We start from the raw sequence: 25,361 nt of genomic DNA on the forward strand, positions 1-25,361 counted from the left end.
GGTGATACGTGATCAAGAAGAGACGGAAGTGACGACGAAGGAGCAGGGTGTGAGCCCTCCGGACGGCGCGGATTCGGACGACGGCGCGCGCCCCGACGACGGCCCCGCCCCGCGCCCGGACCACCGGCGCCCGAACGGCGACCGCGAGGACCCCGGGGCCGACGGCGAGCCCGGTGGCGCGGCCGGCGCGGGCCGTGCGGCCCGTCCCGACGACCGCGAGGACCCCGGGGCCGGTGACGGGCCCGACGGGCCGCACGGGCGCGGGGCCACGGCCGCCGACCGGGTCGAAGGCGACGAACCGCTGCTCGCGGCCCGCGTCCACCGGCCGTCCGACCTGGTACGGCTGCTCGCCGGCATCCTCGGCATCGCCGTCGTCCTCGCCATCGCCGCCTTCGCCCACGGCACCACCGTGGGCCTGGAGGAGGACATCACCAAGGGCACCGGCCAGGCCCCGGACCTGCTGATCAAGGTCGCCGCGCTGGTCTCCAGCATCGCCGTGCTCCTGCTCCCCGTCGCCTTCGCCATCGAACGGCTGATCAAGCGCGACGGGCTGCGCATCGCCGACGGCGTGCTCGCCGCGGTCCTGGCCCACGGGGTGACGCTCGCCACGGACCTGTGGGTCTCGCGGGCCGCCTCCGGCACCATCCAGGACGCCCTGACCCGCTCCGCCGGGGCCGGCGGGGCCCTGACCGACCCGGTGCACGGCTACCTGGCACCCGTGATCGCGTACATGACGGCCGTGGGCATGACCCGCCGGCCCCGCTGGCGGGTCGCACTGTGGGTGGTCCTGCTGCTGGACGCCTTCGCGATGCTGGTCGGCGGCTACACCACCCCCTTCTCGATCATCCTGACGGTGCTGATCGGCTGGAGCGTCGCGTACGCGACCCTGTACGCGGTCGGCTCGCCGAACGTGCGCCCCACCGGGCAGACGCTCCTCGCGGGCCTGCGCCGGGTCGGCTTCCATCCGGTCAGCGCCATGCGCGCGGAGGGCCCGGACGGCCCCGAGGCCTCCGAGGTGAGCGACCGGGGCCGGCGCTACCACGTCACCCTGGAGGACGGGCCGCCGCTCGACGTCACCGTCGTCGACCGCGAACAGCAGGCCCAGGGCTTCTTCTACCGGGTGTGGCGCCGGGTCACGCTGCGCGGCATCACCACCCGGCGCAGCCTCCAGTCGCTGCGCCAGGCGCTGGAGCAGGAGGCGCTGCTGGCGTACGCGGCGATCGCGGCCGGGGCGAACGCGCCGAAGCTGATCGCCACCTCCGAGCTGGGCCCGGACGCCGTGATGCTCGTCTACGAGCACCTGGGCGGCCGGACCCTGGACGCCACCGCCGACGAGGAGATCACCGACGCCCTGACCCGCGACGCGTGGGAGCAGGTACGGGCCCTGCAGTCGCGGCGGATCGCGCACCGGCGGCTCACCGGGGACGCCCTGGTGGTGGATCGTTCCGGCAGCGTCGTCCTGACCGACCTGCGGGGCGGTGAGATCGCGGCGGGCGACCTGGTGCTGCGGATGGACATCGCGCAGCTGCTGACCACGCTCGGCCTGCGGGTCGGCGCGGAGCGGTCGGTGGCCTCGGCCGTGTCGGTGCTCGGACCGGACGCGGTGGCGGACTGCCTGCCGCTGCTCCAGCCGATCGCGCTGAGCCGCTCCACCCGGGCCACCCTGCGCCGGCTGGCGCGGGAGCGGGCGGAGCGGGAGCGGGAGGCCGTGTTGGAGTCCTCGCGGGCGGCGAAGGCGGCGCGCGAGGCGGACGCGGCGGCGCAGGCGGCGACGTCGGCCTCCGCGGAGCGCAAGGCCGAGAAGCGGGCGCTGGACGACGCGCTGGACGGGGCCCGGGAGGAGGACCTGCTGAGCCAGATCCGGCGGCAGGTGCTGCTGATCCGCCCGCAGGCGCCGGTGGAGCCGGCCCGGCTGGAGCGGATCCGGCCGCGGACGCTGGTGTCGTTCATCGCGGGCGCGTTCGGTGCGTACTTCCTGCTGACGCAGTTGGCGCACGTGGAGTTCGGGACGCTGATCGACGAGGCGCAGTGGGGCTGGGTCGGGGCGGCGCTGGCGTTCTCGGCGCTGACGTACTTCGCGGCGGCGATGAGCCTGCTGGGCTTCGTGCCCGAGCGGGTGTCGTTCCTGCGGACCGTGGTCGCGCAGGTGGCGGGCTCGTTCGTGAAGCTGGTGGCGCCGGCGGCGGTCGGCGGTGTCGCGCTGAACACCCGCTTCCTGCAGCGCGCGGGGGTCAGGCCGGGGCTCGCGGTCGCGAGCGTGGGCGCCTCGCAGCTGTTCGGGCTGGCCAGCCACATCCTGCTGCTGCTGTCCTTCGGCTACCTGACCGGGACCGAGAAGACCCCGGAGATGACCCCGTCCCGGACGGTGATCGCGGGTCTGCTGACGGTCGCGGTGCTGGTGCTGGTGGTGACGGCGGTGCCGTTCATGCGCAAGTTCGTGGTGACGCGGGTGCGGGCGCTGTTCGCGGGCGTGGTGCCGCGCATGCTGGACGTGCTCCAGCGGCCGCAGAAGCTGATGACGGGCATCGGCGGGATGCTGCTGCTGACGGGCTGCTTCGTGATGTGCCTGGACGCGTCGATCCGCGCGTTCGGGGGCGGCGAGGCCATCAGCTACGCGAGCATCGCGGTGGTCTTCCTCGCGGGCAACGCGCTGGGGTCGGCGGCGCCGACCCCGGGCGGCATCGGCGCGGTGGAGACCACGCTGACGCTGGGGCTGATCGCGGCCGGGCTGGAGAAGGAGGTGGCCATCTCGGCGGTGCTGCTGTTCCGGGTGATGACCTTCTGGCTGCCGGTGCTGCCGGGGTGGATCTGCTTCAACTTCCTGACCCGCAAGGAAGCCATCTAGCCGGTCCCCTTCGGAAGGTGCCGGGCCGGGTGCGACCCGGGGCGCCGGGGCGGGGAGCGGGTCAGAAGGCCAGGAGGAGGGTCGCGAGGAGGGCCGCAGAGCAGCCGACCTCGATCGCGCCCACGGCGGTCCGGGAGCCACCGGTACCCGCCCCGGGGCCGCCCGGCTCCGCGCACCGCCCCCGCCGGCGTGCGGGCCGTACCGCGGCCCGGGGCGGGCCCGGCGACCGGGACCGCACCCGCGGCCCGCCCCCCGTTCGGGTCAGCGCGCGGGCGGCCCGGCCGAACCGCGCACAGGATGGGTGCATGCCGAGAAAAGCCTTGCGGGTCACCGCTTCCGCCGCCCTCGCCGCCGCGCTGCTCTCCACCGGCGCCTGCGCGGGCGGAGGGGACGACGGGGAGAAAACGACGGCCGGCGGCACCAAGGAGGCCAAGCCCCTCAAGTGGGCCGCGTGCGAGGCCCCCACGGCCGCCGAGGGCGGCGGCCAGGCACCGGGCAAGGACTGGCAGTGCGCCACCCTCGACGTCCCCCTCGACTACGCCGAGCCCGAGGGCGAGACCATCCCGCTGGCCCTGATCCGCGCCAAGGCCCGCGACGAGAAGAACCGCATCGGCTCCCTCGTCTTCAACTTCGGCGGCCCCGGCGGCTCCGGCCTCACCACCCTCCCCGGCGCCGCCAAGGAGTACGAGGCGCTGCGCGACCGGTACGACCTGGTGAGCTTCGACCCGCGCGGGGTGGGTCGCAGCGCCCCCGTGCTGTGCGAGAACGACAAGCAGCTCGACGCCTACTACGCCCAGGACTCCTCGCCCGCCACGCCGCAGCAGGAGAAGGCCTTCGTCGACAACATCAAGAAGTACCGGCAGGCCTGCGAGCGGAACTCCGCCAGGCTCCTCCCCCACGTGGGCACGTCCAACGCCGCCCGCGACCTGGACCGCATCCGCCAGGCCCTCGGCGACGAGAAGCTGAACTACTTCGGCATCTCCTACGGCACCGAGCTCGGCGGGGTCTACGCCCACCTGTTCCCCAAGAACGTCGGCCGGGCCGTCTTCGACGCCGTCGTGGACCCGACGAAGACCTCAGAGGAGGGGGCGCTGGGCCAGGCCAAGGGCTTCCAGCTGGCCCTCGGCAACTTCGCCCAGGACTGCGTGGACCGCGGCGACGCCTGCCTGCTCCAGGGCTCCACCGCCAAGGAGATCGAGGCCGGCGTCATCGCGCTCCAGAAGCAGCTGGCCGCCAAGCCCATCGCGGGCATCGGCGACCGGCAGCTCACCGAGAGCGCCGCGACCAACGGCATCGCCCAGGCCCTGTACTCCAAGGAGCTGTGGCCACTGCTGGAGCAGGGGCTCGACGAGGCCGGCGGCGGCCAGGGCCAGCTGCTCATGGCACTCTCCGACGCCCTCAACGGCCGCGACCAGCAGGGCCGTTACAGCAACATCGGCGCCGCGAATACCGCGATCAACTGCGCGGACTCCAAGGACCGCTACACGCTGGCGCAGACCAAGGCCGAGCTGCCGTCCTTCCGCGCCGCCTCGCCCGTCTTCGGGGACTTCCTCGGCTGGGCCATGATGAGCTGCACCGACTGGCCGGTCCCGGGCGCCTGGGAGACCCCCGACGTGTCCGCCCCGGGCTCCGCCCCGATCATGGTCATCGGCAACACCGGCGACCCGGCGACCCCGTACGAGGGCGCCCGCAAGATGGTGGAGCGGCTCGGCCCCGGCGTCGGCGTGGAGCTCACGTACAAGGGCGAGGGCCACGGCGCCTACAACAGCGGCGACCCGTGCGTGCAGCGGGCGGTGAACACCTACCTGCTGGACGGGAAGACCCCGGCCGCGGGCACCGTCTGCACCGCCGCCCCCGACCCCACCGGCACGCCCGTCACCCCGGAGCAGTCGCCGCAGGGCACCTGACCCGGCCGCCCGCTCCGGCCAACGCCGCAGGGGCCGTACCGCGCGTGCGCGGTACGGCCCCTGCGGGACGGTCCGGGGTCTAGTAGACCGGCTTGTCCGGCTCGATCTGGTGGACCCAGCCGATGACGCCGCCGCCTACGTGCACCGCGTCGGCGAAGCCCGCGGACTTCAGGACCGCGAGGACTTCCGCACTGCGGACGCCCGTCTTGCAGTGCAGGACGATCCGCTTGTCCTGCGGCAGGTCCTGGAGGGCGGTGCCCATCAGGAACTCGCCCTTGGGGATCAGCTTCGCGCCGGGGATCGAGACGATCTCGTACTCGTTGATCTCGCGGACGTCGATGATCTCGATGGGCTCGTCGTTGTCGATCCACTCCTTGAGCTGCTTGGGAGTGATCGTGGAGCCGAGCGCCGCCTCCTGCGCCTCCTCGGACACGACGCCGCAGAAGGCCTCGTAGTCGATGAGCTCGGTGACGGTCGGGTTCGGACCGCAGACCGCGCAGTCGGGGTCCTTGCGGACCTTGACCTGGCGGTACTGCATCTCCAGCGCGTCGTAGATCATCAGACGGCCGACCAGCGGCTCGCCGATGCCCGTGAGGACCTTGATGGCCTCGGTGACCTGGATGGACCCGATGGACGCGCAGAGCACGCCCAGCACGCCGCCCTCGGCGCAGCTCGGGACCATGCCCGGCGGGGGCGGCTCCGGGTAGAGGCAGCGGTAGCACGGGCCGTGCTCGGACCAGAAGACCGAGGCCTGGCCGTCGAAGCGGTAGATCGAGCCCCACACGTACGGCTTGTTCAGCAGCACGCAGGCGTCGTTGACCAGGTAGCGCGTGGCGAAGTTGTCCGTGCCGTCGACGATGAGGTCGTACTGCGCGAAGATCTCCATCACGTTCTCGGCTTCGAGCCGCTCTTCGTGGAGGACGACGTTCACGTACGGGTTGATGCCCAGCACGCTGTCGCGGGCCGACTCGGCCTTGGACCGGCCGATGTCCGCCTGGCTGTGGATGATCTGGCGCTGCAGGTTCGACTCGTCGACCTCGTCGAACTCCACGATGCCCAGCGTGCCGACGCCGGCCGCGGCCAGGTACATGAGGGCGGGCGAGCCGAGGCCGCCCGCGCCGACGGCCAGCACCTTGGCGTTCTTCAGGCGCTTCTGGCCGTCCATCCCGACGTCCGGGATGATCAGGTGGCGGGAGTACCGACGGACCTCGTCAACGGTGAGCTCAGCAGCTGGCTCTACCAGGGGTGGCAGCGACACGGGGACTCCGTAGATGTGAACGTCTGAACGGTGGTTCTCTCGGTAACACTGCCACGCCCTTCTTCATTCCGAGACACCCGGTCCGATCCGCGAGACGATTTCGTCCCAGTACCCGGGCAGCGAAGCCCAGGGGTCCCGGGCCGCGGTGCCGCGCCGGTCCGTGAACCACACCGTGCCGGCGCCCTGCCAGCGGGCGATCCGCACCGCCTCCTCCAGGTGGGTGCGCGGCACCCCGTGGACGAGGTGGCAGAACCGCTCGGCCGGGTGGTCGGCCGTCCACTCGGCCACCTGGGACCAGCGGTAGTCGGCCCAGGCCCCGGAGAAGGTGACCAGCTGGTCGGCGGCTTCCGTGTAGCCCTCGTACGGATGGATGCCCTGGCCGAGCACGATCCGCAGCCCCGGCCCCAGGCCCCGCAGGGCGTCCGAGACCCGGCGCACCGCGGCCAGTTCGGCCTTGCCCGCCGGGGCCCGGCCGAGGTAGAAGCCGCCCACCCCGTACCAGTCGCGGTAGCGGCAGGCGTCGGACAGGAGCTCCCCGAATGACCGTGTGCCGTCCCGCATCGCGAGATGACCGAGCAGCGTGCCGCCCGCGCCGCGCAGCTTCGCGGCCACCTCGGTGCAGTGCGGGTCGGGGCGGCCGCCCGGCCCGTCCGCCACGTTGAGCACGGCCCAGTGCAGCGGGGTGCCGGGCCGGGTCAGCTCGGCCCATTCGACGGGGGCCAGCAGCGGATGGGCGTAGCCGGGGATGCCGAGACCGGGGCGCGCGGCCCCGGTCTCGGCGGCCACGGCGGCACCGGGAGGCGTGGTCAGATGCGGCACGCCGCCTCCATCCAGATGTCCGCGAGGGACTCCTCCAGATTGATCCGCGGCCGCCAGCCGAGCCGGTCGCGGGCGGTGCGCACGTCGGCCTGCTGCCAGGCCCCGCAGCCGTCGGGGTACGGGTAGGGCTGGGGGGCGGCGGCGAGCTGTTCGGCCGTGGCCTCGGAGCGCGGGGAGCCGATGGCGGAGAGCCCGGCGGGCCGTCCGGGGTGGGCCCGGTCCTGCTGCGGACCGCCGTGCGCGAGGTCCAGCTCGTGCAGGGCGCCGCCGTAGCCGGCGACCCGGGCCAGGACGGCGGCCGCGTCGCGCAGCCGGACCGCGCGGCCGGTGCCGATGTTGACCACGCCCTGCGCGGCCGAGAGGGAGGCGGCGTGCACGGCCCGCGCCACGTCCCGTACGTCCACGAAGTCGCGCTGCACGCCCAGTCCGCTGAGCTTGAGCTCGCCGTCCCCGTTCTGCATGGCGCGGCGCATCGCCTCGGCGAGGCGGCCGAGCGGGGAGCCGGCGGGGGTGCCGGGGCCGACGGGCGAGAAGACCCGCAGCACGACGGCGTCCAGGCCGGAGCCGAGGACGAGCTCGGTGGCGGCCAGCTTGCTTACTCCGTACGGGCCGCCCGGTCTCGGCACGGCGTCCTCGGCCGTGGACGATCCGGGCTGGCTGGGCCCGTACTCGGCCGCGCAGCCGAGCTGGACCAGCCGGGCGCCGCAGCCGCTGCGGCGCAGCGACTCGCAGATGGTGGCGACGGCGACGGTGTTGTGCCGGGTGAGCTCGCGGGCCCCGCCGCGGGTGGCGCCGGCGCAGTTGACGACGACGCCCGGATGGACGGCGTCGAGGAAGCGGGTGAGCGCGCCGGGGCTGCCGGTCGCGAGATCGAAGCGGACGTCGGCGTCGTCCCCGCGGCCGAGCGCGGTGAGCTGGACGGCCGGGTCGGCGAGCAGCCGGTCGGCGACGTAGCGGCCGAGGTATCCGTTGGCTCCGATCAGCAGCACCCTCATCGCGTGGCCCCTCGGTTGGTTGGCTGGCCGGTCATGTCCTGTGTCTCCTTGCGGTGGTGGGTGGGGCGGGGAAGGGGTACGCGCTCCGGCGTCGGCTCCGGAGGGCGGTTTTTCCGTCACGGGACGGAGCTCAGGGCCGCGCGTGCGCGGACGCGCGGGACAGGGCGAGGACGGCGTGGACGAGGAGCCCCGCCGCGGCCGCGAGGGCGGCCGCCGGGACCGGGACGAGGGCGAGGGCGAGCGCGGCGGCGACGGGCCGCCGGTCGGCGCCGTGCCGCAGCAGCAGCCGGGTCAGGAACAGCAGCACGGCGAGCGGTACGGCCGCCGTGAGCGGGGCCCCGGTGAGCACCGCGGCCCCGGCGGCGGCCGCGGTGAACACCGCCAGGGCGCCGACCAGCAGCGGCCGGGCCCGGTCGGAGAACTCGCCCAGGCCGCGGCTGCCGGCGAGCCCGCGGCGGGCCCGCCCGGCGAAGGCGGCGGCGGCGAGGTGGCCGGGGGCCGCGGCCAGCGCGAGGGCGAGGGCGAGGCCGGCCCCGTGCCGGTGCGCGGACCAGCCGACGGCGGCCGCGGCCAGCAGGTGGACGGCGGCCGGGAAGCGGCCGGGGGCCCGGCCGGGCCACACCAGGGCGGCCACGGCGGCGAGGACGGCCGCGGCCCCGGCCCAGGACTGCCCGGCGGCGGCCGCCGCGAGGGCGACGGCGCCCGGCAGCAGGGCGCAGCCGAAGCGCCGCAGGGGGCCCGGCCCGGCCGCGGCCCGGGCCCGGGCGGGGAACGGTCCGGTCCCGGGTGCGGCGGTGTCCTCGGCGCGCGGGGTACGGGCGAAGAGCTCCTCGGCGAGGGAGAAGACGTCGCGGTGGCGGAAGCGGGCGGCGGTGCGGTCGCCGATGCCCCGCGCTTCGAGCCCGGCGGCGATCTCCAGCGGGTCCACGGCCCGTTCGCACAGCTCCCGGTGGCGGTGCAGGAGGGCCTTGACGGGGTCGCCGGCGCCCCGCCGGCGTGCCGGCGCGTACGGTCGTGCGGACCCGTCGGCGGCCGGCTCCCCCGACAGCGGCAGCGGGACGGAGTGCGGCGCGGGCCGCACCGGGCCCGCCGGGCCGGCCGCCGGGGCGGCGGGGACGTCCTCGGGCCGCGGCGGTGCGGTCGCGGTGTCCGCCGGAAGGATCTCGGGGTCGAGGGTGGTCATGCGGTCGCCTCCGGCACGTGGGCCCAGGTGGGGGTGGTCCAGTGGCCGGGGACCCGGGCCTCCGGGGGCTGTGCGAAGGGGATCTCCCCGTCCGGGCGGGTGGCGCCGGCGGCGAGCAGGCGCAGGTATATCTCCCGGAAGGCCGCGACGTTCTGCTCGACGGTGAAGAGCTCCAGGGCCCGGGCGCGGGCCGCCGCGCCGAGCCGCCGGGCCCGGGCGGCGTCCCGCAGCAGGGAGAGGCAGGCGTCGGCCAGGGCCCGCGGGTTGCGGGGCGGGACGACGAGTCCGGTGCCGCCGATGACCTCGCGGACGGCGCCGACGTCGGTGGAGACGGTGGCCCGGCCGCAGAGCATGGCCTCGGCCAGGGTGATCGGGAAGCCCTCCGTCACCGAGGACAGCACCACCACGCGCCCCGACCCGTACGCCTCGGCGGCGGAGGGCGCCTCGGGGCCGCCGATCTCCTCGAAGGTGACGGGGTTCTCGCCCGCGGTCACGGCGTCGACGGCCTCGTCGGGGAAGAGCTGCGCGGCCAGGGAGCGGCAGTCGGCGAGGTAGTCGGGGTCCGCGGCCGTCGCGAAGAGGCGCAGCCGGGCGCCGGGTTCGGCCGTGCGGACCTCGGCGAAGGCGTGCAGCAGGCCGACGAGGTCCTTGGCCGGTTCTATCCGCCCGACCCACGCGAGCGTGCCGGGCTCCCCGCCGTCGGCGGCCTCCCCGACGGTGGCGAATCGGTCCGCCTCCATCCCCGGGTGGACCGTCCGCACCCGGTCCCGGGCGGCCCCGCACCGCTCCTGCCAGCGCCGGGCGTGCGCGTTCCCCGGGGTGAGCAGGTCGGCCCGGGCGTAGATCTCCCCGGCGAGCCGGATGTGGAAGGCGGTGAGCAGCGCCCGGACCGCGGGCCGGGCCCCGGGGCCGCGGTCGAGGTAGTGGGCGCGCAGCCGCACCCCGTACTCGGTGACCAGGAGCGGGACCCCGAAGAAGCGTTTGGCCAACAGTCCGGGCAGCGCGGCGACCCCGCCCGCCGCCGCGTGGCAGACGTCCACCGCGCCGAGGCCGTCGTCCCCGTACCAGTCCAGGGACAGCGGCCGGAGCATGCGCTCCACTTCGTCCGCGCACTCCAGCAGGTCGGGTACGCCGGCGCTCTGCACGGCGCGGTTCACGCCGGGCGCGCGGCAGGCGCCCTCCAGCGCGCGGACGGCGGACTCGGAGCGCAGCGCGGCGTACAGCCCGCCCTGTTCGCGGGCGAGTTCGGCCAGTCCGTACAGGCCGGACGCGAAGGGCTCCGGTTCGCCCGCGCAGACCCCGCGGACCAGTTCCCGGTAGCTCGCGGTGAACCGGCGGCGCTCGCTTCGGGAGTGTGTCCGCCCGTCGTCCGCGGGGGCCCACAGCGGGGCGGTGCGCACGCCGGTGACGTGCTCGGGCAGCGGGACCAGGGTGCGCTCCTGCTCGGCGCTGCGGCTCAGTGCGTACAGCTCGAATTCGTGCTGCGGGAGCCCGCGCACGAGCCGGTCGCACCAGAGCCTCGCCTCGCCGGTGGCATACGGATAACCACCTTCCGTGAGCAGTGCGATCCGCACGAGTGGCACCCCCGATCTCCCGTCCAGGCGGTCGCCGTCGGTCTGGCGACCCGCCGCGGAAGAACTCAAGCGGATGCGCCGCGGACGCGGCGGACGGTTGTCCGTCGCGCCACCGGAAGGGGTGAAGAGTCGTAACTTTCCCGTACGGTTCGCGTTCGAGCGCGCTAGGAACGGTCCCGTACGGGGCCGGGGTCCGCCCCGGGCGGGGTCCGCCCGGGGCGGGCGGGGGCGCTCCGGGCCGTCGCCTCCCGGCGGGCGGCGCGGCGGGCGGCGGCGAGGGACGGGTCGAGGGCCGGTACGGCGGCCAGCAGGCGCCGGGTGTAGGGGTGGGCGGGGCGGTCGTAGACCTCGTCGACCGGGCCCTGCTCGACGATCTCGCCGGCGCGCATGACGGCGACCCGGTCGCTGACCTGCCGGACCACCGCCAGGTCGTGCGCGATGAAGACGAGCGCGATGCCCAGCTCCCGCTGGAGCTCCGCCAGCAGGGCGGTGACCTGGGCCTGCGTGGTCACGTCGAGGGCGGACACCGCCTCGTCGCACACGATCAGCCGGGGGTTGGGGGCGAGGGCGCGGGCGATCCCGACGCGTTGGCGCTGGCCGCCGCTGAACTCGTGGGGGTAGCGGTCGCGGTGTCCGGGGTCCAGGCCGACGCGGCGCAGCAGTTCGCCGACCCGGGCCCGGATCGCGTCCTCGTCGCGCTCGCCGGCCGCGCGCAGCGGATCGGCGACGGACTCGCCGACGGAGCGTCGGGGGTTCAGGGAGGAGACGGGGTCCTGGAACACCATCTGGACGCCCGGGGCCACGCCCGCGACCTCCCGGCCGGCGTGCCGGACCCGTCCCGAGGTGGGCTCCAGCAGACCGGTGAGCATCCGTCCGAGCGTGCTCTTGCCACTGCCCGATTCGCCGACGACGCCCAGGGTCTCGCCGGCCCGTACGGTCAGCGAGACGCCGGCGACGGCCGCGACGGCCCGCTTCCCCCGCCCGAAGTCGCGCCGCAGGTCGACGGCTTCGACCACCGGCACGTCCGCGCCGCCCCGGTGTGCGGCGGCCGCGCCCCGGGGGGACCGGGGCGCGTCGAGCCGCGGGACGGCGTCCAGCAGGGCCCGGGTGTAGGGGTCCGCGGGGGCCGACAGGACGCGGGCGGCGGGGCCCCGTTCCACGGCGGCCCCCTCGCGCAGGACCAGCAGGTCGTCGGTGTTCTCGGCGGCGACGCCCACGTCGTGCGTGACCAGCAGCAGGGCCAGGCCGCGCTCCTCGCGGAGCCCGTGCAGCAGGTCCAGGATCTGCGCCTGGACGGTGACGTCCAGCGCGGTGGTCGGCTCGTCGGCGACCAGCAGTCTCGGCTCGCAGGCCAGGGCCATCGCGATGAGCGCGCGCTGGCGCATGCCGCCGCTGAACTCGTGCGGCCGGGAGCGGCGTGCCGCGTCGGGGATGCCCACCCGGTCCAGCACCTCGACGGCGCGGGCCCGGGCGGCCCGGCGGGAGACGTCGGCGTGGACGCGGTGGACCTCGGCGATCTGGTCGCCGATGGCGTAGTACGGGTCCAGGGAGCCGAGCGGGTCCTGGAAGACCATGGCGGCGGTTGCGCCGCGCAGCCGCCGCAGTGCGGTGGCCGACGCCGTGGCCGGGTCCGTGCCGTCCACGCGGACGGTGCCGGCCAGCCGTGCGCCGGTGCCGCGGTGCAGGCCCAGCAGGGCGGCGGCGACGGTGGACTTGCCGCTGCCGGATTCGCCGACGAGGCCCAGCGCGCGGCCCGCCTCCAGGGTGAAGGAGACCCCGTCGACGGCGCGGGCGTACCCCGGCGGCCCCGCGACGGGGAAGTCGACCACGAGGTCGCGCACCTCGACGAGCGGCGGGGCCGCGGGCGGTCCGGTCACGGGCCGTCCGGCGTCGAGCGGCTGGGTGTCGGGCGGTGCGGTCACGAGAGGGCCACCCTCCGGTCGGCGACGGCGTACAGCAGGTCGGCGACGGCGCCGGCGATCACGACCGCCGCGCCGATGGCGAGGACGACGCCCACGACGACGGGCAGGTCCACGACGCGGACCCCGTCGATGAGCGTCTTGCCCAGTCCGGGGATGCCGAAGAGGGACTCGGTGAGCACGGCGCCGCCGATCATCGTGCCGAAGTCGACGGCGGTGAGGGCGATGACGGGTGCGACGGCGCCCCGCGCCGCGTGCCGGGTGACCAGGGCCCGCTCCCCCACCCCGTAGGCGCGGAAGGTGCGGATGTGGTCCTCGGCCAGGGTCTCCAGGGTGGAACTGCGCGTGATGCGGGCGTACTTGGCGCTCTCGAAGAGGCCGAGCGCGATCCAGGGCAGCAGCAGGTTCCAGGCCCACTGCTCGGGGTCCTCGGTCAGCGGCACGTACGTCGGGAAGGGCAGCCACTGGAGGTAGGCGCAGACGGCCATGAGCAGCAGCAGTCCGAGGATGAAGACGGGGGTGCCGGTGGCCGCGAGGGTCAGGACGGTCAGTGCCCGCTCGGTGAACCCGCCGCGGCGCAGCGCGGACAGCAGTCCGGTGCCGACGCCGACGGCGAGCCAGATCACCAGGGCGCCCAGGGCCAGCGAGACGGTGGCGGGCAGCCGTTCCAGGAGCAGTTCGGTGACCTGCCGGTCGTTCTGGTACGAGAAGCCGAGGCAGGGGGCGTCGCAGTGCACGACCAGCCCGGCGCCGCCGGAGTAGTCGCGGCCGGCCAGGATGCCCTGGAGGAAGTGCAGGTACTGCACGGCGACGGAGTCGTCGAGCCCGAGCTGGGTGCGGACCTGGGCGATCTGGGCCGGGTTGCAGCGTTCTCCGCAGGCGAGGCGGGCGGGGTCGCCGGGGGCCACGTAGAAGAGGGCGTAGACGGCGACGGACAGGGCGAGCAGGACCAGGACCGCGCCGCCGGTCCGGGTGAGCACGAAGCGGGTCACGCCGAGCGCTCCTTTCTGGTGCCGACCCGCAGGCGCGAGCCCTCGCGCGGGTCGAGGGCCGTGCGGACGGCGTCGCCGAGGACGGTGAAGGCGAGCACGGTGACGAAGAGCAGCCCGGCGGGGAGCAGGACGTAGGCGGGGTCGGCGCGGAACCAGGTCTGCGCGCTGGACAGCATCTGCCCCCAGGACGGGGTGGGCGGCTTCACGCCGACGCCGAGGAAGGAGAGCGAGGCCTCGCCGACGATGTTGGACGGGACCATGATCGCGGCGTAGGTGATGACGGGGGCGGCCAGCGACGGCAGCAGCTCGCGGCGGGCGATGCGCAGGGTGCCGTTGCCGGACAGCCGGGCGGCCTCGACGAAGTCCAGCCCGCGCAGGGCGAGGGTCTGGGCGCGCACCATGCGGGCGGTGCCGCCCCAGCCGAGGAGTCCCAGGACGAGGATCAGCAGCAGCGGGCGGGGGAAGTCGGGCGGGACCACGGCGGTCAGGGCGACGGCGAGCACCAGCATGGGCAGGGCGATCATCACGTCGGTGACCCGGCCGATGAACCGGCCGATGAGCCGGCCCGGGACGCGGTGGCCGAGCGCGGCGGTGAGGCCCGCGGTGACGCCGAGGAGGACCTGGAGGGCGGTGGCGCCGAGGGCGACGAGCAGCGAGATCCGCGCGCCGTGGAGGAGTCGGGTGAACAGGTCGCGGCCGCTGCCCGGTTCGACGCCGAGCCAGTGGTCGGCGGAGATCCCGCCGAAGGAGCCGAGCGGGACGCCGCCGCGGGCGGAGTCGACGAGTTCGTCGTGGTAGGCGTTCGGGTCCTGCCCGGTGAGCTGTGCGATCAGCGGGGCGGCGACGGCGAGGAGGACGAGGAGGGCCAGGACGCCGGCGGCGGCCAGCGCGGACGGCCGTCCGCGCAGCCGCCGCAGGACCTGGCGGCCGGTGCCCGCCGCGGGGGCGGCGGACCCCGCGGCGGGCACCGGCCGGTGCGGCAGGACGCTCACTTGACGGAGACCTGCGAGATGTCGAGGACGCCGGTCCAGTCGCTGATGACGACGTTCTTGACGTCCTTGCCGACGAGGCGCTTGTAGACGGGGTGGAAGAGCGGCACGTCCAGGGCCTGCTCGCCGATCTTCTTGTCGAGGGCGCCCCAGCGCTTGCCGGCGGCCGCGAGGTCGGTGAGCTTGGCGATCTCGTCGATCTCGGCGTTGACGGCGGGGTCGTTCAGCTGCGCGTGGTTGTAGTTGGAGCCGTTGGTGACGATCTGGCGGCCGTCGAAGATCGGGGCGAGGAAGGGGCCGCCGGACGGCCAGTCGGCGCCCCAGCGGGAGATGAAGAAGCCGGGCGTGTTCTTGACGTCCCAGCGGGCCTCGTTGAAGGCGTTGGTCTCCAGGCCCTCCAGCTTGACGGTGATCCCGGCGGCGGCGAGGGCCTGCTGGACCGCGGTGGCTATCTCGGGGCTGGTCTGCCGGTTCTGCGCGTTGGAGTGGGTCAGGGTGATGGTGAGCCCGTCGGCGAAGCCCGCCTCCTTGAGCAGTTCCTTCGCCTTGGCCGGGTCTCCGGTCCTGCCCGCCGGGAAGTGGTCGTAGGGCGTGAAGCCGAAGGCCTCGCGCTCGGGCAGGAAGGTGGTGGCGGGTTCGGCGAGCGCGGAGCCGCCGGCCGCGTTGACCACGCTGGTGCGGTTGACCGCGTACGCGATGGCCTGGCGGACCTTCGGGTTGTCGAAGGGGGCGACCTTCGGGTTGAAGGCGAGGTAGTTGACGTAGCCGAAGTGGCCGGTGCCGACGCGCGCCTCCAGCTCCTTGTTCGAACCGATCTGCGCGAGTTCGGCGGGGCCGAGGTTGGTGTCGGTGGTGACGGCGGCGGCGTCGGGGCCGGAGCTGGTGGACAGGCGCTGGTTGATGACGGCCGCGTCGAGTCCGGAGCGGACGTCGATCGTGTCCGGGTACGCCTTGCGCTCCTCGTCGGTCTTGGGGTCCCAGTGCTCGTTGCGCTCCAGCAGCAGGGTCTCGCCGTCGCCGGTGTTCTTGACGACCTTGTACGGGCCGGAGGAGACGGGGTGCTCCTCGTAGGTGACGCCGGTGTCCTTGGCCTTGGGCACGGGGGTGAACTGCGTCTGGGTGGCGACGAAGGGGAACTCGCCCTCGGGCTTGCGGAGTTTGAAGACGATGGTCTTCGGGTCCGGGACCACGATGGAGTCGAGGCCCTTGCCGCCGTCCTTGTACGGGCCCTCGTAGCTCTCGCCGCCGACCAGCCAGTCGCGCAGGTAGGGGGCGCCGCCGGACAGCTCGGCGGCGAAGGACCGCTCGATGCCGTACTTGATGTCGGCGGTGGTGATCGGGGAGCCGTCCTCGTACTTCAGGCCGTCCTTGAGGGTGTACGTCCACTCGGTGGCGTCCGCGTTGGGCCTGCCGAGGTCGGTGGCCAGGTCGGGGACGACCTTGGCACCGGCGGCGCCGTCCTCGCGGTTGCGGGTGGTGAGCGTGCGGAACACCAGCGAGGGAACGTTTCCGCCGCCCGAGGTGTAGAGCCGGGCCGGGTCGAAGTCGCTCTGCGGCTCGTTGTTGAGGACGGTCAGGGTGCCGCCCTTCTGCGGCGCGCCGGCGGCGCCGGCCGGGCCGGCCGGGCCGGCCTTGGCCGTACCGTCCTCGGGCCCGCAGGCGACGGCGCCCCCGGCCAGGACGAGGCTGACGGTGACCGCGGCGAGGCGGCGGGTTGTCTGATGGCGGGCCGGTCGGGACGACGACATGGAAAGAGGACCTCTCGGCGTGAAAGTGGGAAGGGAGGGGCCACGCGAGGGGCAGCGATCATCGGTCGGTCGACGTCGTCGGAGGACGCCGGAACAGGGGAAGGCCGCGCCTGCGGGCATGCGTGCACCCGGGCGCGGCGGAGGAGCAGGGGGTCGCGGCGCGGACGGGTCGGCGTCAGCGACAGAGGATGTCGGCCACGCTGTGCGCGGTCACACCGAGCAGCGCCAGCTCAATGGCGGCGCTCGCGTTCACGGTGTGGAGGTGCGACATGCGGAGAACCATGACCGATGATCGGACACGTTGTCAACGCGGGTTTGCGCCTCCCACCGGCCCGTTCGCGTCAACCTCCCGGGTACACCCAGGGGTTGGGCCTGCACTGGACGCCGTCGATGTCGAGGGACTTCGTCTGCTGCTGCATGATCGGGGCGAGCGCACCGGGGGTGCGGCAGCTCACGTGACCGTGCCCGAGCCGGTGCCCGACCTCGTGGTTGATCAGCATCTGCCGGTAGGCGAACATCTGGTCCGCGCCGAAGGTCACCGATCCCTGCGCCCAGCGGAACGCGTTGATCATGACCCGGTCGGTGGCGGCGGAGTCGCAGGAGACGTTGTCGACGGTGGTGTCCAGCCCGGACTTGGCGCACCAGGCACCGGTGGTCCCCGGGCTGGCCAGGGTGATCACGAAGTCGGCCTCGCCGCCCGGCACCCGCTCGAAGGTCTTGGTGTCCCCGTGGCCCCAGCTGCGCGGGTCGTTGAGGGTGCGGTGCACGGCCTCGGCGAACAGCTGCGGGTCCAGGCCCAGCCCCTGCTCCACGTCGACCCGGTAGCGGATCAGCTTGCCCTTGCCGGGGGCCTTCGCCACGCCCGGCACGGTGTCGAAGCCGCCGGGACCGGCCAGCTTGGCGTCGATCGGCAGCTGCTGGGCCATCTTCTGCTCGTACGTCGGCTCGACCGCGGCGGCCGGCGGCTGCGCCGCCCCGTCCGGCGTGAGCCGGTCCTCGGAGCGGGAGCCGGCGACGTGGCTGTCGGAGGCCCTGCTCGCGGCGCCGCCGGGCGCGGAGGCGGTGGCCGTCTTGGCGCCGTCGCCGTCCGCGGCCACCTGGCCGGCGACCACGACGGCGAGCACGGTGGTGACGGCCGCGGCCGCCATGCCCGTGTACGTACGGACCTTCAGCCCGCGGCCGGAACCGGAGCGCGGGGCGTCCGGGCCGGCCGGCTCGGCCCGCTCGGGACCCTCCGCGCCCCCGCCCGCACCGGCCGCGCCGCCGGGGCGGCGCGGCCCGGGCACGCGAGGGTGCGGACCGGTGGAGGTCAGCGGGTCGGGGCCGGGCTCCACCACGAGCGGCGGCGTCGGGAGGGTGACCTGCGGGAAGCCGACGGCGGGAGTGCCGAAGGCCGGGGTGTGGGCGTCCAGGACGGCCGCGGTCGCCGCCACCACCGGGGCCGCGGGCGCCGGAACCACCGGAGCCGGCGCCACGCCGGCCGGAACCTGCGGGCCCGCCGGCTGCGCGGCCGCGGACCGGGCCCGCGGTACGCCGCGCCGGTCCCCGTGGACGGGGGCGTCGTGCGGGGCGGCCCGCCGGGGGGAGGCGCCGAACACGGAGTCGGGGCCCGCGCCCCAGCCACCGCCGGGCTCGCGCTGCTCGGGGTGGCCGCCGGACCGGGCGCCGCCGGCCGGCCGCTCCCGCGGCGCGTACCCCTGGTGGGCGACGGTGGGTTCGCTCCGGCGCCGCGCGAACGGACCGTCGTACCGGTCGTCGTGCGGGTCGTCCCGGGGCCCGCCCTCCGGTCCGTCGTACGCGGGCGGGCCGGTCCGCGCCGCGGCGGCCGGTTCGGGTGCCCCGGCCGGCCCCGGAGCGGGCTCCGGGCGGGCAGGGGCGGGGTCCTTGCGACTATGTCGTCCCACGGTCGTCAGCCTCTGCCGTCTTCGGTGTCTCGGTCGGTGTCGCCCGCGCCCGCGTCCGAGGCGCGCAGCAGGTCCTCGAAGGCGGCGGCGACCACCTCGGGGTACTCCATCATCGCCACGTGCCCGGCCTCGGGGAGGCACAGCAGCCGCGAACCCCGGAAGGCCGCGGCGGCCTTGCGGGCCATACGGTACGAGACCAACTGGTCCCGGCCACCGTAGACCAGCAGGGCCGGGGCGAGAACCCGCTGGGCCTGGCGCCACAGTCCGTGCTGTCCGCCGAGGGTGTAGGCGTCGACGATGCCGCGCGAGGAGCGGGTCATCGCGTCCCAGAAGTACGGCAGCGCCATCCGGCGCTCCATCTCCTCCACCGCGGCCCCGAAGCCCTCCGGGGTCACCCGGGAGGGGTCTCCGTAGCAGAGGCCCGTCACCCCGCGGGTGCGCTGTTCGGCCGTGACGCCGCGGGTCAGCCGGCCGAAGAGCGCGGCCACTCCGGGGACGGCGAGCAGCGCGGTCGGCACCGCGGAGCGCTGCACGCGCAGCTCGGGCAGGGCCGGCGAGACGAGCGTCAGCGTGCGCACCAGGTCGGGCCGGACGGCCGCGACGCGGGTGGACACGGCGCCGCCCAGGGAGTTGCCGAAGAGGTGCACCGGCCCGCGTCCGGCGGCGTCGAGGTGCCGGATGACGGCGCGGGCGTGCGCGGTCACGGAGTAGTCGCGGTCGGCGGGCGGCGGGGACCAGCCGAAGCCGGGCAGGTCGAGGGCCTCGCCGTCGACGGTGCCGGCCAGTTCGGCCATGAGCGCGGACCAGTTCTGCGAGGAACCACCGAGTCCGTGCACGAAGAGGGCGGGCGGCAGGCCGGTGCGCGCGGACGGCCGGAACCGGAGGTTCAGCTCCAGTCCGGGCAGCACGACGGTGCGCACCTGCTCACCCTCGGCCAGCCGGACCGCTCCCACCAGGGGGGACGGTTCGGCGGTGGACCGCACACCCGGCAGCTCGGTCGAAGACATGCCGCCAATGTTACGAGACGATCACGTCGGTCTTCTTGTGTTCGCGGTCACAGCGTCCGCGCGGTCCGCGTAGCGGGGCGCCCCCGATCCTCCTAGGCTCGAAGGGGGCACGAGGAATCGAGGGCAGCGGTATGACTGTCGACCCTGCGGAGCCGGACACCTTCCGGGACGGGGTGCCCGAGGGCATCGACCCGGAGGCGCCCGAGGCGGACGTCGCCGAGCAGCTCGCGGAGCTGGTCCCGGACGAGGACGAGCCGGTCACCGGCGTGGAGGGGGGCGAGGCCGCGGACGGCGACGCGGCGGAGCAGGCGCGGGTGGTGCCGCTGGACGAGGACGACTACCGCTGACCAGCGTCTCAGGCGGTCCGTACCGCGAGAAAACTCGGCTTGAACCCACCAGATTCGGTTACCGAAAAGTACGATGGCGGGCGCGGCGCAGAGCGCACTGTGTTCTTAGAGAAAGTGGGAGGCGGCGTGAGCGCCATCGAGCAGACCGAAGCAGCGCGTCCGCGGGGAACCCGACTGCCGCGCCGAGCCCGGCGCAACCAGCTGCTGGGCGCGGCCCAGGAGGTATTCGTCGCGCAGGGGTACCACGCCGCGGCGATGGACGACATCGCCGAGCGTGCCGGAGTCAGCAAGCCGGTGCTCTACCAGCACTTCCCGGGCAAGCTCGACCTCTACCTGGCGCTGCTGGACCAGCACTGCGAGTCCCTGCTGCTCGCCGTGCGCACCGCGCTCGCGTCGACCACGGACAACAAGCTGCGCGTGGCCGCCACGATGGACGCCTACTTCGCGTACGTGGAGGACGAGGGCGGCGCCTTCCGGCTCGTGTTCGAGTCGGACCTGACGAACGAGCCGGCGGTGCGCGAGCGCGTGGACCGGGTCTCGCTCCAGTGCGCCGAGGCCATCTGCGAGGTCATCGCGGAGGACACCGGCCTGTCCCGGGACGAGTCGATGCTGCTGGCCGTGGGCCTGGGCGGGGTCTCGCAGGTGGTGGCCCGCTACTGGCTGTCCAGTGCGAGCCCGGTCCCCCGGGACACCGCGGTCGGCCTGCTGACGTCGCTGGCCTGGCGGGGCATCGCCGGGTTCCCGCTGCACGGCAGCGAGGGCGGCGTCGAGGGCTGACCCGGCCCCGCTGTTCGCTGCGAGCGTTTGCGCTGCGCGCGGCTTCGTCCCCTCTCCGGGCTAATGTGGTCCGCGTACGGCGCGGCTGATAGCGCGCAACGGACCGTCGGAGGGACAAAGCCGTGGAGGTCAAGATCGGCGTGCAGCACGCACCCCGGGAGATCGTGCTGGAGAGCGACCTGAGCGCCGAGGAGCTGGAGGGCATCGTCACGGCCGCCCTGTCCGGCACGGCGCCGCTGCTCAGCCTCACCGACGTCAAGGGCCGCAAGGTCCTGGTGCCGTCCGACCGCCTGTCCTACGTGGACCTGGGCGAGCCGAGCACCCGCAAGGTCGGTTTCGGCGCGCTCTGACGCGGTGGCCCGCACGGGCGAGAACTGAGTGGAACGGTCCGGTGGTTGAGTCCGCCGGGCCGTTTCCCTTTGTTCCGGTTCGGGTAGGACGGCAGTGACCCGCTTTGCCCTGACGTACGGGAGGGACCTCCATGCCGCTGATCGAAGTGCTCGGCTCTGCTCTTCTGGGCCTCGCCCTGTCCGGAGCGGCCACGCGAGTGCTGGGACGGCGGCTGCCCTCCAGGAGAGTGGTACTGGTCAGCGGCGTGCTCGGCGCCCTGTTCGGGACGTACCTCACGCACTTCGCGATGGGCCCCGGGGACATCACCGTGACCGTGTCCATCATCGGCGGCGGCCTGGTGTCGGCGGTCGTGCTGTCGCTGCTGCTGCGGCCGGTGCCCGGCGCCCGCCGCCGTCCGCCGCGGACTCCGTTTACGCTCCCCTCGCGGGGGTGAGCGGACACGGCCCGGCCCCGGCGCGGAGGTCTCCGCGCCGGGGCCGGGCCGTGCGCCGTGCCGCCCGGAGGCGGCGTGCCTCAGGCGGCGAGGCCGAGGGCGGCCATGCGCTTGGTGTGGGCCTTGGTGATCCGGGTGAACATCTCGCCCACCGCCGCCAGGTCGAAGCCCGCGGCCATCCCGTCCACGCCCCCGACGAGCATGGTGGAGAGCGCGTCGCGCTCGGCGACCACGCGCTGGGCCTGCGAGAGGGCCTCGCCCATCAGCCGGCGGGCCCACAGCGCGAGCCGGCCGCCGCAGCGCGGGTCGGCCTCGATCGCGGCGCGCACCTTCTCCACGGCGAAGTTGCCGTGGCCGGTGTCGTCGAGCACGCCGAGCACGAGCGCGCGGGTGTCGGTGTCCAGGTGGGTGGCGACCTCGCGGTAGAAGTCGCTGGCGATCGAGTCGCCGACGTACGCCTTGACCAGGCCCTCCAGCCAGTCCGAGGGGGCCGTCTGGCGGTGGAAGTCGTCGACGCCCTTCGCGAAGGGCTCCATCGCCGGGGTGGGCTCGACGTCGATGGCGGAGAGCCGGTCGCGCAGCCGCTCGAAGTGGTGGAACTCGGCGGAGGCCATCGCGGCGAGCTCGGCCTTGTCGTCGAGGGTGGGCGCGAGCTTGGCGTCCTCGGCGAGGCGCTCGAAGGCCGCCAGTTCCCCGTACGCGAGCGCGCCGAGGAGGTCCACGACGGCGGCCCGGTACTGCGGCGAGGCAGAGGCGGTCGCCCAGTCCTGAGCGGCGATGCCCCCGGCTCCGTCGGAGGCGCTGTCGTCGGCGGGCGAGGCGTTTTCTACGGTCGACATGCTCCGCACAATAGCCCGCCGAAAGGCGTCGCAAGTCACCCCGCGCGATCGCCTTCCGTCCACGTAAACGCGCCTACCCAGTGAATTCACCCCACACGGCTGCGCGATTCCGGGGTACAGTGGTAATGCGCCTGCCGGAAACTCGGCGGGCCATCCGAATGAGGATGCCCGGTCGGTGGCCCGATCGGCTCCAACCGACCCGCCCTCGGTGTGGTGCGCGCGCTCATGCGTGCTGCCGCCGCACGAGGGGCCCCCTCAGCGGTACGAGCGCTTGAGCGAAGGCCAGTGGTCCCGCGCAGCTTTGTACGTACGTCGCAGTACTGCAAGCCCGGCACGGTACGACCCCCCTCGCCGCCTCGCGCCGCGTCTCACAGAAGAGGCAGCACCCTGACTACGTTCCGTGACCTCGGGATCCTCCCCGAGACCGCCGAAGCCCTTGAAGCCGTCGGCATCGTTTCCCCCTTCCCGATCCAGGAGATGACCCTCCCCGTCGCCCTTTCCGGCACGGACGTCATCGGCCAGGCCAAGACCGGCACCGGCAAGACGCTGGGCTTCGGCCTGCCCCTGCTGGAGCGGGTCACCGTCCCCGCGGACGTCGAGGCGGGCCGGGCCCGTCCCGACCAGCTGACGGACGCCCCGCAGGCCCTCGTGGTGGTTCCGACCCGCGAGCTCTGCACCCAGGTGACCAACGACCTGCTGACCGCGGGCAAGGTCCGCAACGTCCGCGTCCTCGCCATATACGGCGGCCGCGCGTACGAGCCCCAGGTCGAGGCGCTCAAGAAGGGCGTCGACATCATCGTCGGCACCCCGGGCCGCCTGCTCGACCTGGCCGGCCAGAAGAAGCTCGACCTGTCGCACGTGCGGGCCCTGGTCCTGGACGAGGCCGACGAGATGCTCGACCTGGGCTTCCTGCCCGACGTCGAGCGGATCATGGGCTACCTGCCGCCGAAGCGCCAGACCATGCTGTTCTCGGCGACCATGCCGGGCGCGGTCATCGGCCTGGCCCGCCGGTACATGACGCAGCCCACGCACATCCGCGCCGCCTCGGAGGACGGTGAGGGCGCCACCGTCGCCAACACCGCGCAGCACGTCTTCCGCGCGCACAACATGGACAAGCCGGAGCTCGTCTCCCGCATCCTGCAGGCCGAGGGCCGCGGCCTGGCCATGATCTTCTGCCGCACCAAGCGCACGGCGGCCGACATCGCCGAGCAGCTGGAGAAGCGCGGCTTCGCCTCGGGCGCCGTCCACGGCGACCTGGGCCAGGGTGCGCGCGAGCAGGCGCTGCGCGCGTTCCGCAACGGCAAGGTCGACGTGCTGGTGTGCACCGACGTCGCCGCCCGCGGCATCGACGTCGAGGGCGTCACGCACGTCATCAACTACCAGACGCCGGAGGACGAGAAGACCTTCCTGCACCGGGTGGGCCGCACCGGCCGCGCGGGCAAGAAGGGCATCGCCGTCACCCTGGTGGACTGGGACGACATCCCGCGCTGGCAGCTGATCAACAAGGCGCTGGGGCTGGACTTCCACGACCCGGTCGAGACGTACTCCACGTCTGCGCACCTGTTCGAGGAGATGAACATCCCGGCCGGCACCAAGGGCACCCTGCCGCGCTCCGAGCGCACGCGGGCGGGCCTGAAGGCGGAGGACCTGGAGGACCTGGGCGAGACCGGCGGCCGCGGTGGCCGTGGCGTCCGCTCCGCGCCGGCCGCGGCCGCCGCGGTGGTCGAGGACCGTCCGGCCCGTACCCGTACGCCGCGCCAGCGCCGCCGCACGCGGGGTGGCGCCGAGCTCGGTGCCGAGGTGGCCGGTGTGGCCGCCGTGACGCCGGTGACCCCGGTGGAGGCCCCCGCGGACTCCCCGGCCGCCGACGAGCCGCGCAGGCCGCGCCGCCGCCGTACCCGGGCGACCGTCCCGGCGCCGGCCGCCGCGGTCGAGGCCGCCGCGGTCGTCGTGGCCGAGGCGGCTCCCGTCGCCGAGGCCGTCGCGGTGTCCGAGGCTCCGGCCGCGGTCGCCGACGAGGCTCCGGCCAAGCCGAAGCGCACCCGGACCCCCCGCAAGGCCGCCGCCGCGGTCGTCGAGGCCGCCGTGGTCGAGGCTCCGGCCGTGGTCGAGGCTCCGGCCGTGGCCGAGGCCCCCGCCCCGGTCGCCGAGGAGGCTCCGGCCAAGCCGAAGCGCACCCGGACCCCCCGCAAGGCCGCGGTCGCCCCGCTGCCCTCGGTGGTCCAGGTCGAGGAGGCCCCCGAGCAGCCCCGCCGGCCCCGCATGCGCCGGGTCGTCGAGACCGCGCCGGAGCCCGACTTCCAGATGGCCCCGCCGGTGGAGCCGGTGAAGGCCCGCCGGACCACTCGGCCGCGCAAGGCCGCCGCGTCCGCTCCGGAGGCTCCGGCCGCCGCCGCGGGCGAGGAGGCCGCGGTCAAGCCGAAGCGCACCCGTACGCGCAAGACGGCGTCCGCGCCCGAGGCGTAGGCACCGCCGTCGAAGGCCCGGCCCCCCTGTGCGGGGGCCGGGCCTTCGGCGCATCCGCCGGGCCCGCACCGGTACGGGCCGGTAGCCTCGGGGCCATGAGCAAGCCGCCGCGCCTCACCCTGCCGCCCACCGCCCGCGCGTACCTCCTGGACACCGGGCGCGGTGGTTTCGCCGTGCACGAGGCCGGCGAGCCGGTCCGCGGCACCGCCCTGCTGCTCCCCGGGTTCACGGGCAGCAAGGAGGACTTCGTCGCCCTGCTGGAGCCGCTGGCGGCCGCCGGGTACCGGGTGCTGGCGGTCGACGGGCGCGGGCAGTACCAGAGCCCGGGACCGCGCGAGGAGGACGCGTACGCGCTGGAGGAACTGGCGCGGGACGTCCTCGCACAGGTCCGCGCGCTGGACGCGGGTCCGGTGCACCTGGTCGGGCACTCGCTGGGCGGTCTGATCGCCCGCGCGGCCGTCCTGCGCGACCCGGCGCCCTTCGCGTCGCTGACCCTGCTGAGCAGCGGGCCGGCCGCCATCGCCGAGGAGCAGCAGGCCCGTACGAAGCTGCTGGTGGCCGCCTTGGAGGCGCTGCGGGAGGACATGCCCGGGGTCTGGGCGGCGATGCGCGCGCACGACCCGCAGGACGCGTCGCCGGACTCCGGCGAGCTGACCGCGTTCCTGCGCGAGCGGTGGCTGGAGACGGTCCCGGAGCAGCTGATCGCCACGGGCCGCGCACTGATCTGCGAGCCGGACCGGGTGGCGGAGCTGGCGGCCGTGGCGCTGCCGAAGCTGGTGCTGTCGGGGACGGTGGACTACGCGTGGCCGGTGCCGCTGATGGACGACATGGCGCGGCGGCTGGGAGCGGCCCGGGTGGTGGTGGAGGGCGCCGAGCACTCCCCGAACGCGGAGAATCCGCAGGTCACGGCAGGTGCACTGGCCTCGTTCTGGGACTCCTGCTGCCGTGCGTGACGAGGCTAGTGCTTAGGCTGTGAAAAAATTTCCTTAGCGTAGGGAATGTTTGCCT

General features: G+C 74.6%; 21 protein-coding genes. 8 read left to right on the plus strand and 13 right to left on the minus strand.

Annotated elements, in window-relative coordinates:
• The first annotated feature begins 49 nt into the window (after nt 1-49).
• Complete coding sequence (locus CP968_RS11870) at nt 50-2,845, plus strand: lysylphosphatidylglycerol synthase transmembrane domain-containing protein (protein ID WP_373304102.1); 2,796 nt, start codon at nt 50-52, stop codon at nt 2,843-2,845.
• A 305-nt stretch (nt 2,846-3,150) separates the two neighbouring features.
• Nucleotides 3,151-4,752 carry an alpha/beta hydrolase gene (locus CP968_RS11875; RefSeq protein ID WP_150517982.1) on the plus strand — a complete coding sequence of 534 codons (1,602 nt, stop codon included), beginning with the start codon at nt 3,151-3,153 and terminating at the stop codon, nt 4,750-4,752.
• Nucleotides 4,753-4,831: 79 nt separating this feature from the next.
• On the opposite strand, the gene moeZ is transcribed toward CP968_RS11875, so the two are convergent.
• From moeZ to CP968_RS11930, 12 genes are all read right to left on the minus strand, one after another.
• A complete protein-coding gene (moeZ, locus tag CP968_RS11880; protein WP_150517983.1) occupies nt 4,832-6,010 on the minus strand; it encodes an adenylyltransferase/sulfurtransferase MoeZ in 1,179 nt (392 codons plus the stop codon).
• Between the two features lie 63 nt (nt 6,011-6,073).
• Entirely contained in the window at nt 6,074-6,829 is a 756-nt protein-coding gene (locus tag CP968_RS11885; protein WP_150517984.1) for a spherulation-specific family 4 protein, read from the minus strand.
• The gene (locus CP968_RS11890) at nt 6,817-7,824 is read right to left on the minus strand and encodes an NAD-dependent epimerase/dehydratase (RefSeq protein ID WP_150517985.1); all 1,008 of its coding nucleotides are present in this window, start codon (nt 7,822-7,824) and stop codon (nt 6,817-6,819) included. The genes CP968_RS11885 and CP968_RS11890 overlap by 13 nt, the downstream gene beginning before the upstream one ends.
• A 130-nt stretch (nt 7,825-7,954) precedes the next feature.
• A complete protein-coding gene (locus tag CP968_RS11895; RefSeq protein ID WP_150517986.1) occupies nt 7,955-9,007 on the minus strand; it encodes a hypothetical protein in 1,053 nt (350 codons plus the stop codon).
• Nucleotides 9,004-10,581, minus strand: coding sequence for a DUF3492 domain-containing protein (locus CP968_RS11900; protein ID WP_150517987.1), 1,578 nt, complete (start codon nt 10,579-10,581; stop codon nt 9,004-9,006). Before CP968_RS11900 ends, CP968_RS11895 begins: the two co-directional genes overlap by 4 nt.
• Before the next feature lie 164 nt (nt 10,582-10,745).
• The gene (locus CP968_RS11905) at nt 10,746-12,458 is read right to left on the minus strand and encodes a dipeptide ABC transporter ATP-binding protein (RefSeq protein ID WP_150521872.1); all 1,713 of its coding nucleotides are present in this window, start codon (nt 12,456-12,458) and stop codon (nt 10,746-10,748) included.
• 41 nt (nt 12,459-12,499) lie between these two features.
• Complete coding sequence (locus tag CP968_RS11910) at nt 12,500-13,492, minus strand: ABC transporter permease (protein WP_150517988.1); 993 nt, start codon at nt 13,490-13,492, stop codon at nt 12,500-12,502.
• Entirely contained in the window at nt 13,489-14,484 is a 996-nt protein-coding gene (locus tag CP968_RS11915; protein ID WP_341873752.1) for an ABC transporter permease, read from the minus strand. The genes CP968_RS11910 and CP968_RS11915 overlap by 4 nt, the downstream gene beginning before the upstream one ends.
• Entirely contained in the window at nt 14,481-16,229 is a 1,749-nt protein-coding gene (locus tag CP968_RS11920; protein WP_150517989.1) for an ABC transporter substrate-binding protein, read from the minus strand. Before CP968_RS11920 ends, CP968_RS11915 begins: the two co-directional genes overlap by 4 nt.
• A 175-nt stretch (nt 16,230-16,404) precedes the next feature.
• On the minus strand, nt 16,405-16,512 hold the full coding sequence (locus tag CP968_RS35555) for an Ms4533A family Cys-rich leader peptide (protein ID WP_412126258.1): 108 nt from the start codon (nt 16,510-16,512) through the stop codon (nt 16,405-16,407).
• Between the two features lie 58 nt (nt 16,513-16,570).
• Entirely contained in the window at nt 16,571-18,133 is a 1,563-nt protein-coding gene (locus tag CP968_RS11925; protein WP_150517990.1) for a DUF3152 domain-containing protein, read from the minus strand.
• A gap of 5 nt (nt 18,134-18,138) precedes the next feature.
• Nucleotides 18,139-19,140 carry an alpha/beta fold hydrolase gene (locus CP968_RS11930; RefSeq protein WP_150517991.1) on the minus strand — a complete coding sequence of 334 codons (1,002 nt, stop codon included), beginning with the start codon at nt 19,138-19,140 and terminating at the stop codon, nt 18,139-18,141.
• A 131-nt stretch (nt 19,141-19,271) separates the two neighbouring features.
• Here CP968_RS11930 and CP968_RS11935 point away from each other — a divergent pair, with 131 nt between their 5' ends.
• The 4 genes from CP968_RS11935 to CP968_RS11950 all read left to right on the plus strand — a co-directional run bounded on the left by CP968_RS11935 (nt 19,272) and on the right by CP968_RS11950 (nt 21,048).
• A complete protein-coding gene (locus tag CP968_RS11935; RefSeq protein ID WP_150517992.1) occupies nt 19,272-19,487 on the plus strand; it encodes a hypothetical protein in 216 nt (71 codons plus the stop codon).
• A 126-nt stretch (nt 19,488-19,613) separates the two neighbouring features.
• Complete coding sequence (locus CP968_RS11940) at nt 19,614-20,264, plus strand: TetR/AcrR family transcriptional regulator (protein WP_150517993.1); 651 nt, start codon at nt 19,614-19,616, stop codon at nt 20,262-20,264.
• A gap of 122 nt (nt 20,265-20,386) precedes the next feature.
• Nucleotides 20,387-20,614, plus strand: a complete 228-nt coding sequence (locus CP968_RS11945) for a DUF3107 domain-containing protein (RefSeq protein WP_150517994.1) — start codon at nt 20,387-20,389, stop codon at nt 20,612-20,614.
• A gap of 131 nt (nt 20,615-20,745) precedes the next feature.
• On the plus strand, nt 20,746-21,048 hold the full coding sequence (locus CP968_RS11950) for a hypothetical protein (RefSeq protein ID WP_150517995.1): 303 nt from the start codon (nt 20,746-20,748) through the stop codon (nt 21,046-21,048).
• A gap of 80 nt (nt 21,049-21,128) precedes the next feature.
• On the opposite strand, the gene CP968_RS11955 is transcribed toward CP968_RS11950, so the two are convergent.
• Nucleotides 21,129-21,887, minus strand: a complete 759-nt coding sequence (locus CP968_RS11955; protein ID WP_150517996.1) for a ferritin-like fold-containing protein — start codon at nt 21,885-21,887, stop codon at nt 21,129-21,131.
• A gap of 477 nt (nt 21,888-22,364) precedes the next feature.
• On the opposite strand from CP968_RS11955, the gene CP968_RS11960 reads away from it, so the two are divergent.
• Together CP968_RS11960 and CP968_RS11965 are read left to right on the plus strand one after the other, a co-directional pair.
• Entirely contained in the window at nt 22,365-24,353 is a 1,989-nt protein-coding gene (locus tag CP968_RS11960) for a DEAD/DEAH box helicase (RefSeq protein WP_229886763.1), read from the plus strand.
• A gap of 95 nt (nt 24,354-24,448) precedes the next feature.
• A complete protein-coding gene (locus tag CP968_RS11965) occupies nt 24,449-25,306 on the plus strand; it encodes an alpha/beta fold hydrolase (protein ID WP_150517998.1) in 858 nt (285 codons plus the stop codon).
• The last annotated feature ends 55 nt before the right edge of the window (nt 25,307-25,361 follow it).

The organism is Streptomyces subrutilus (genome assembly GCF_008704535.1).
Taxonomy (GTDB): domain Bacteria; phylum Actinomycetota; class Actinomycetes; order Streptomycetales; family Streptomycetaceae; genus Streptomyces; species Streptomyces subrutilus.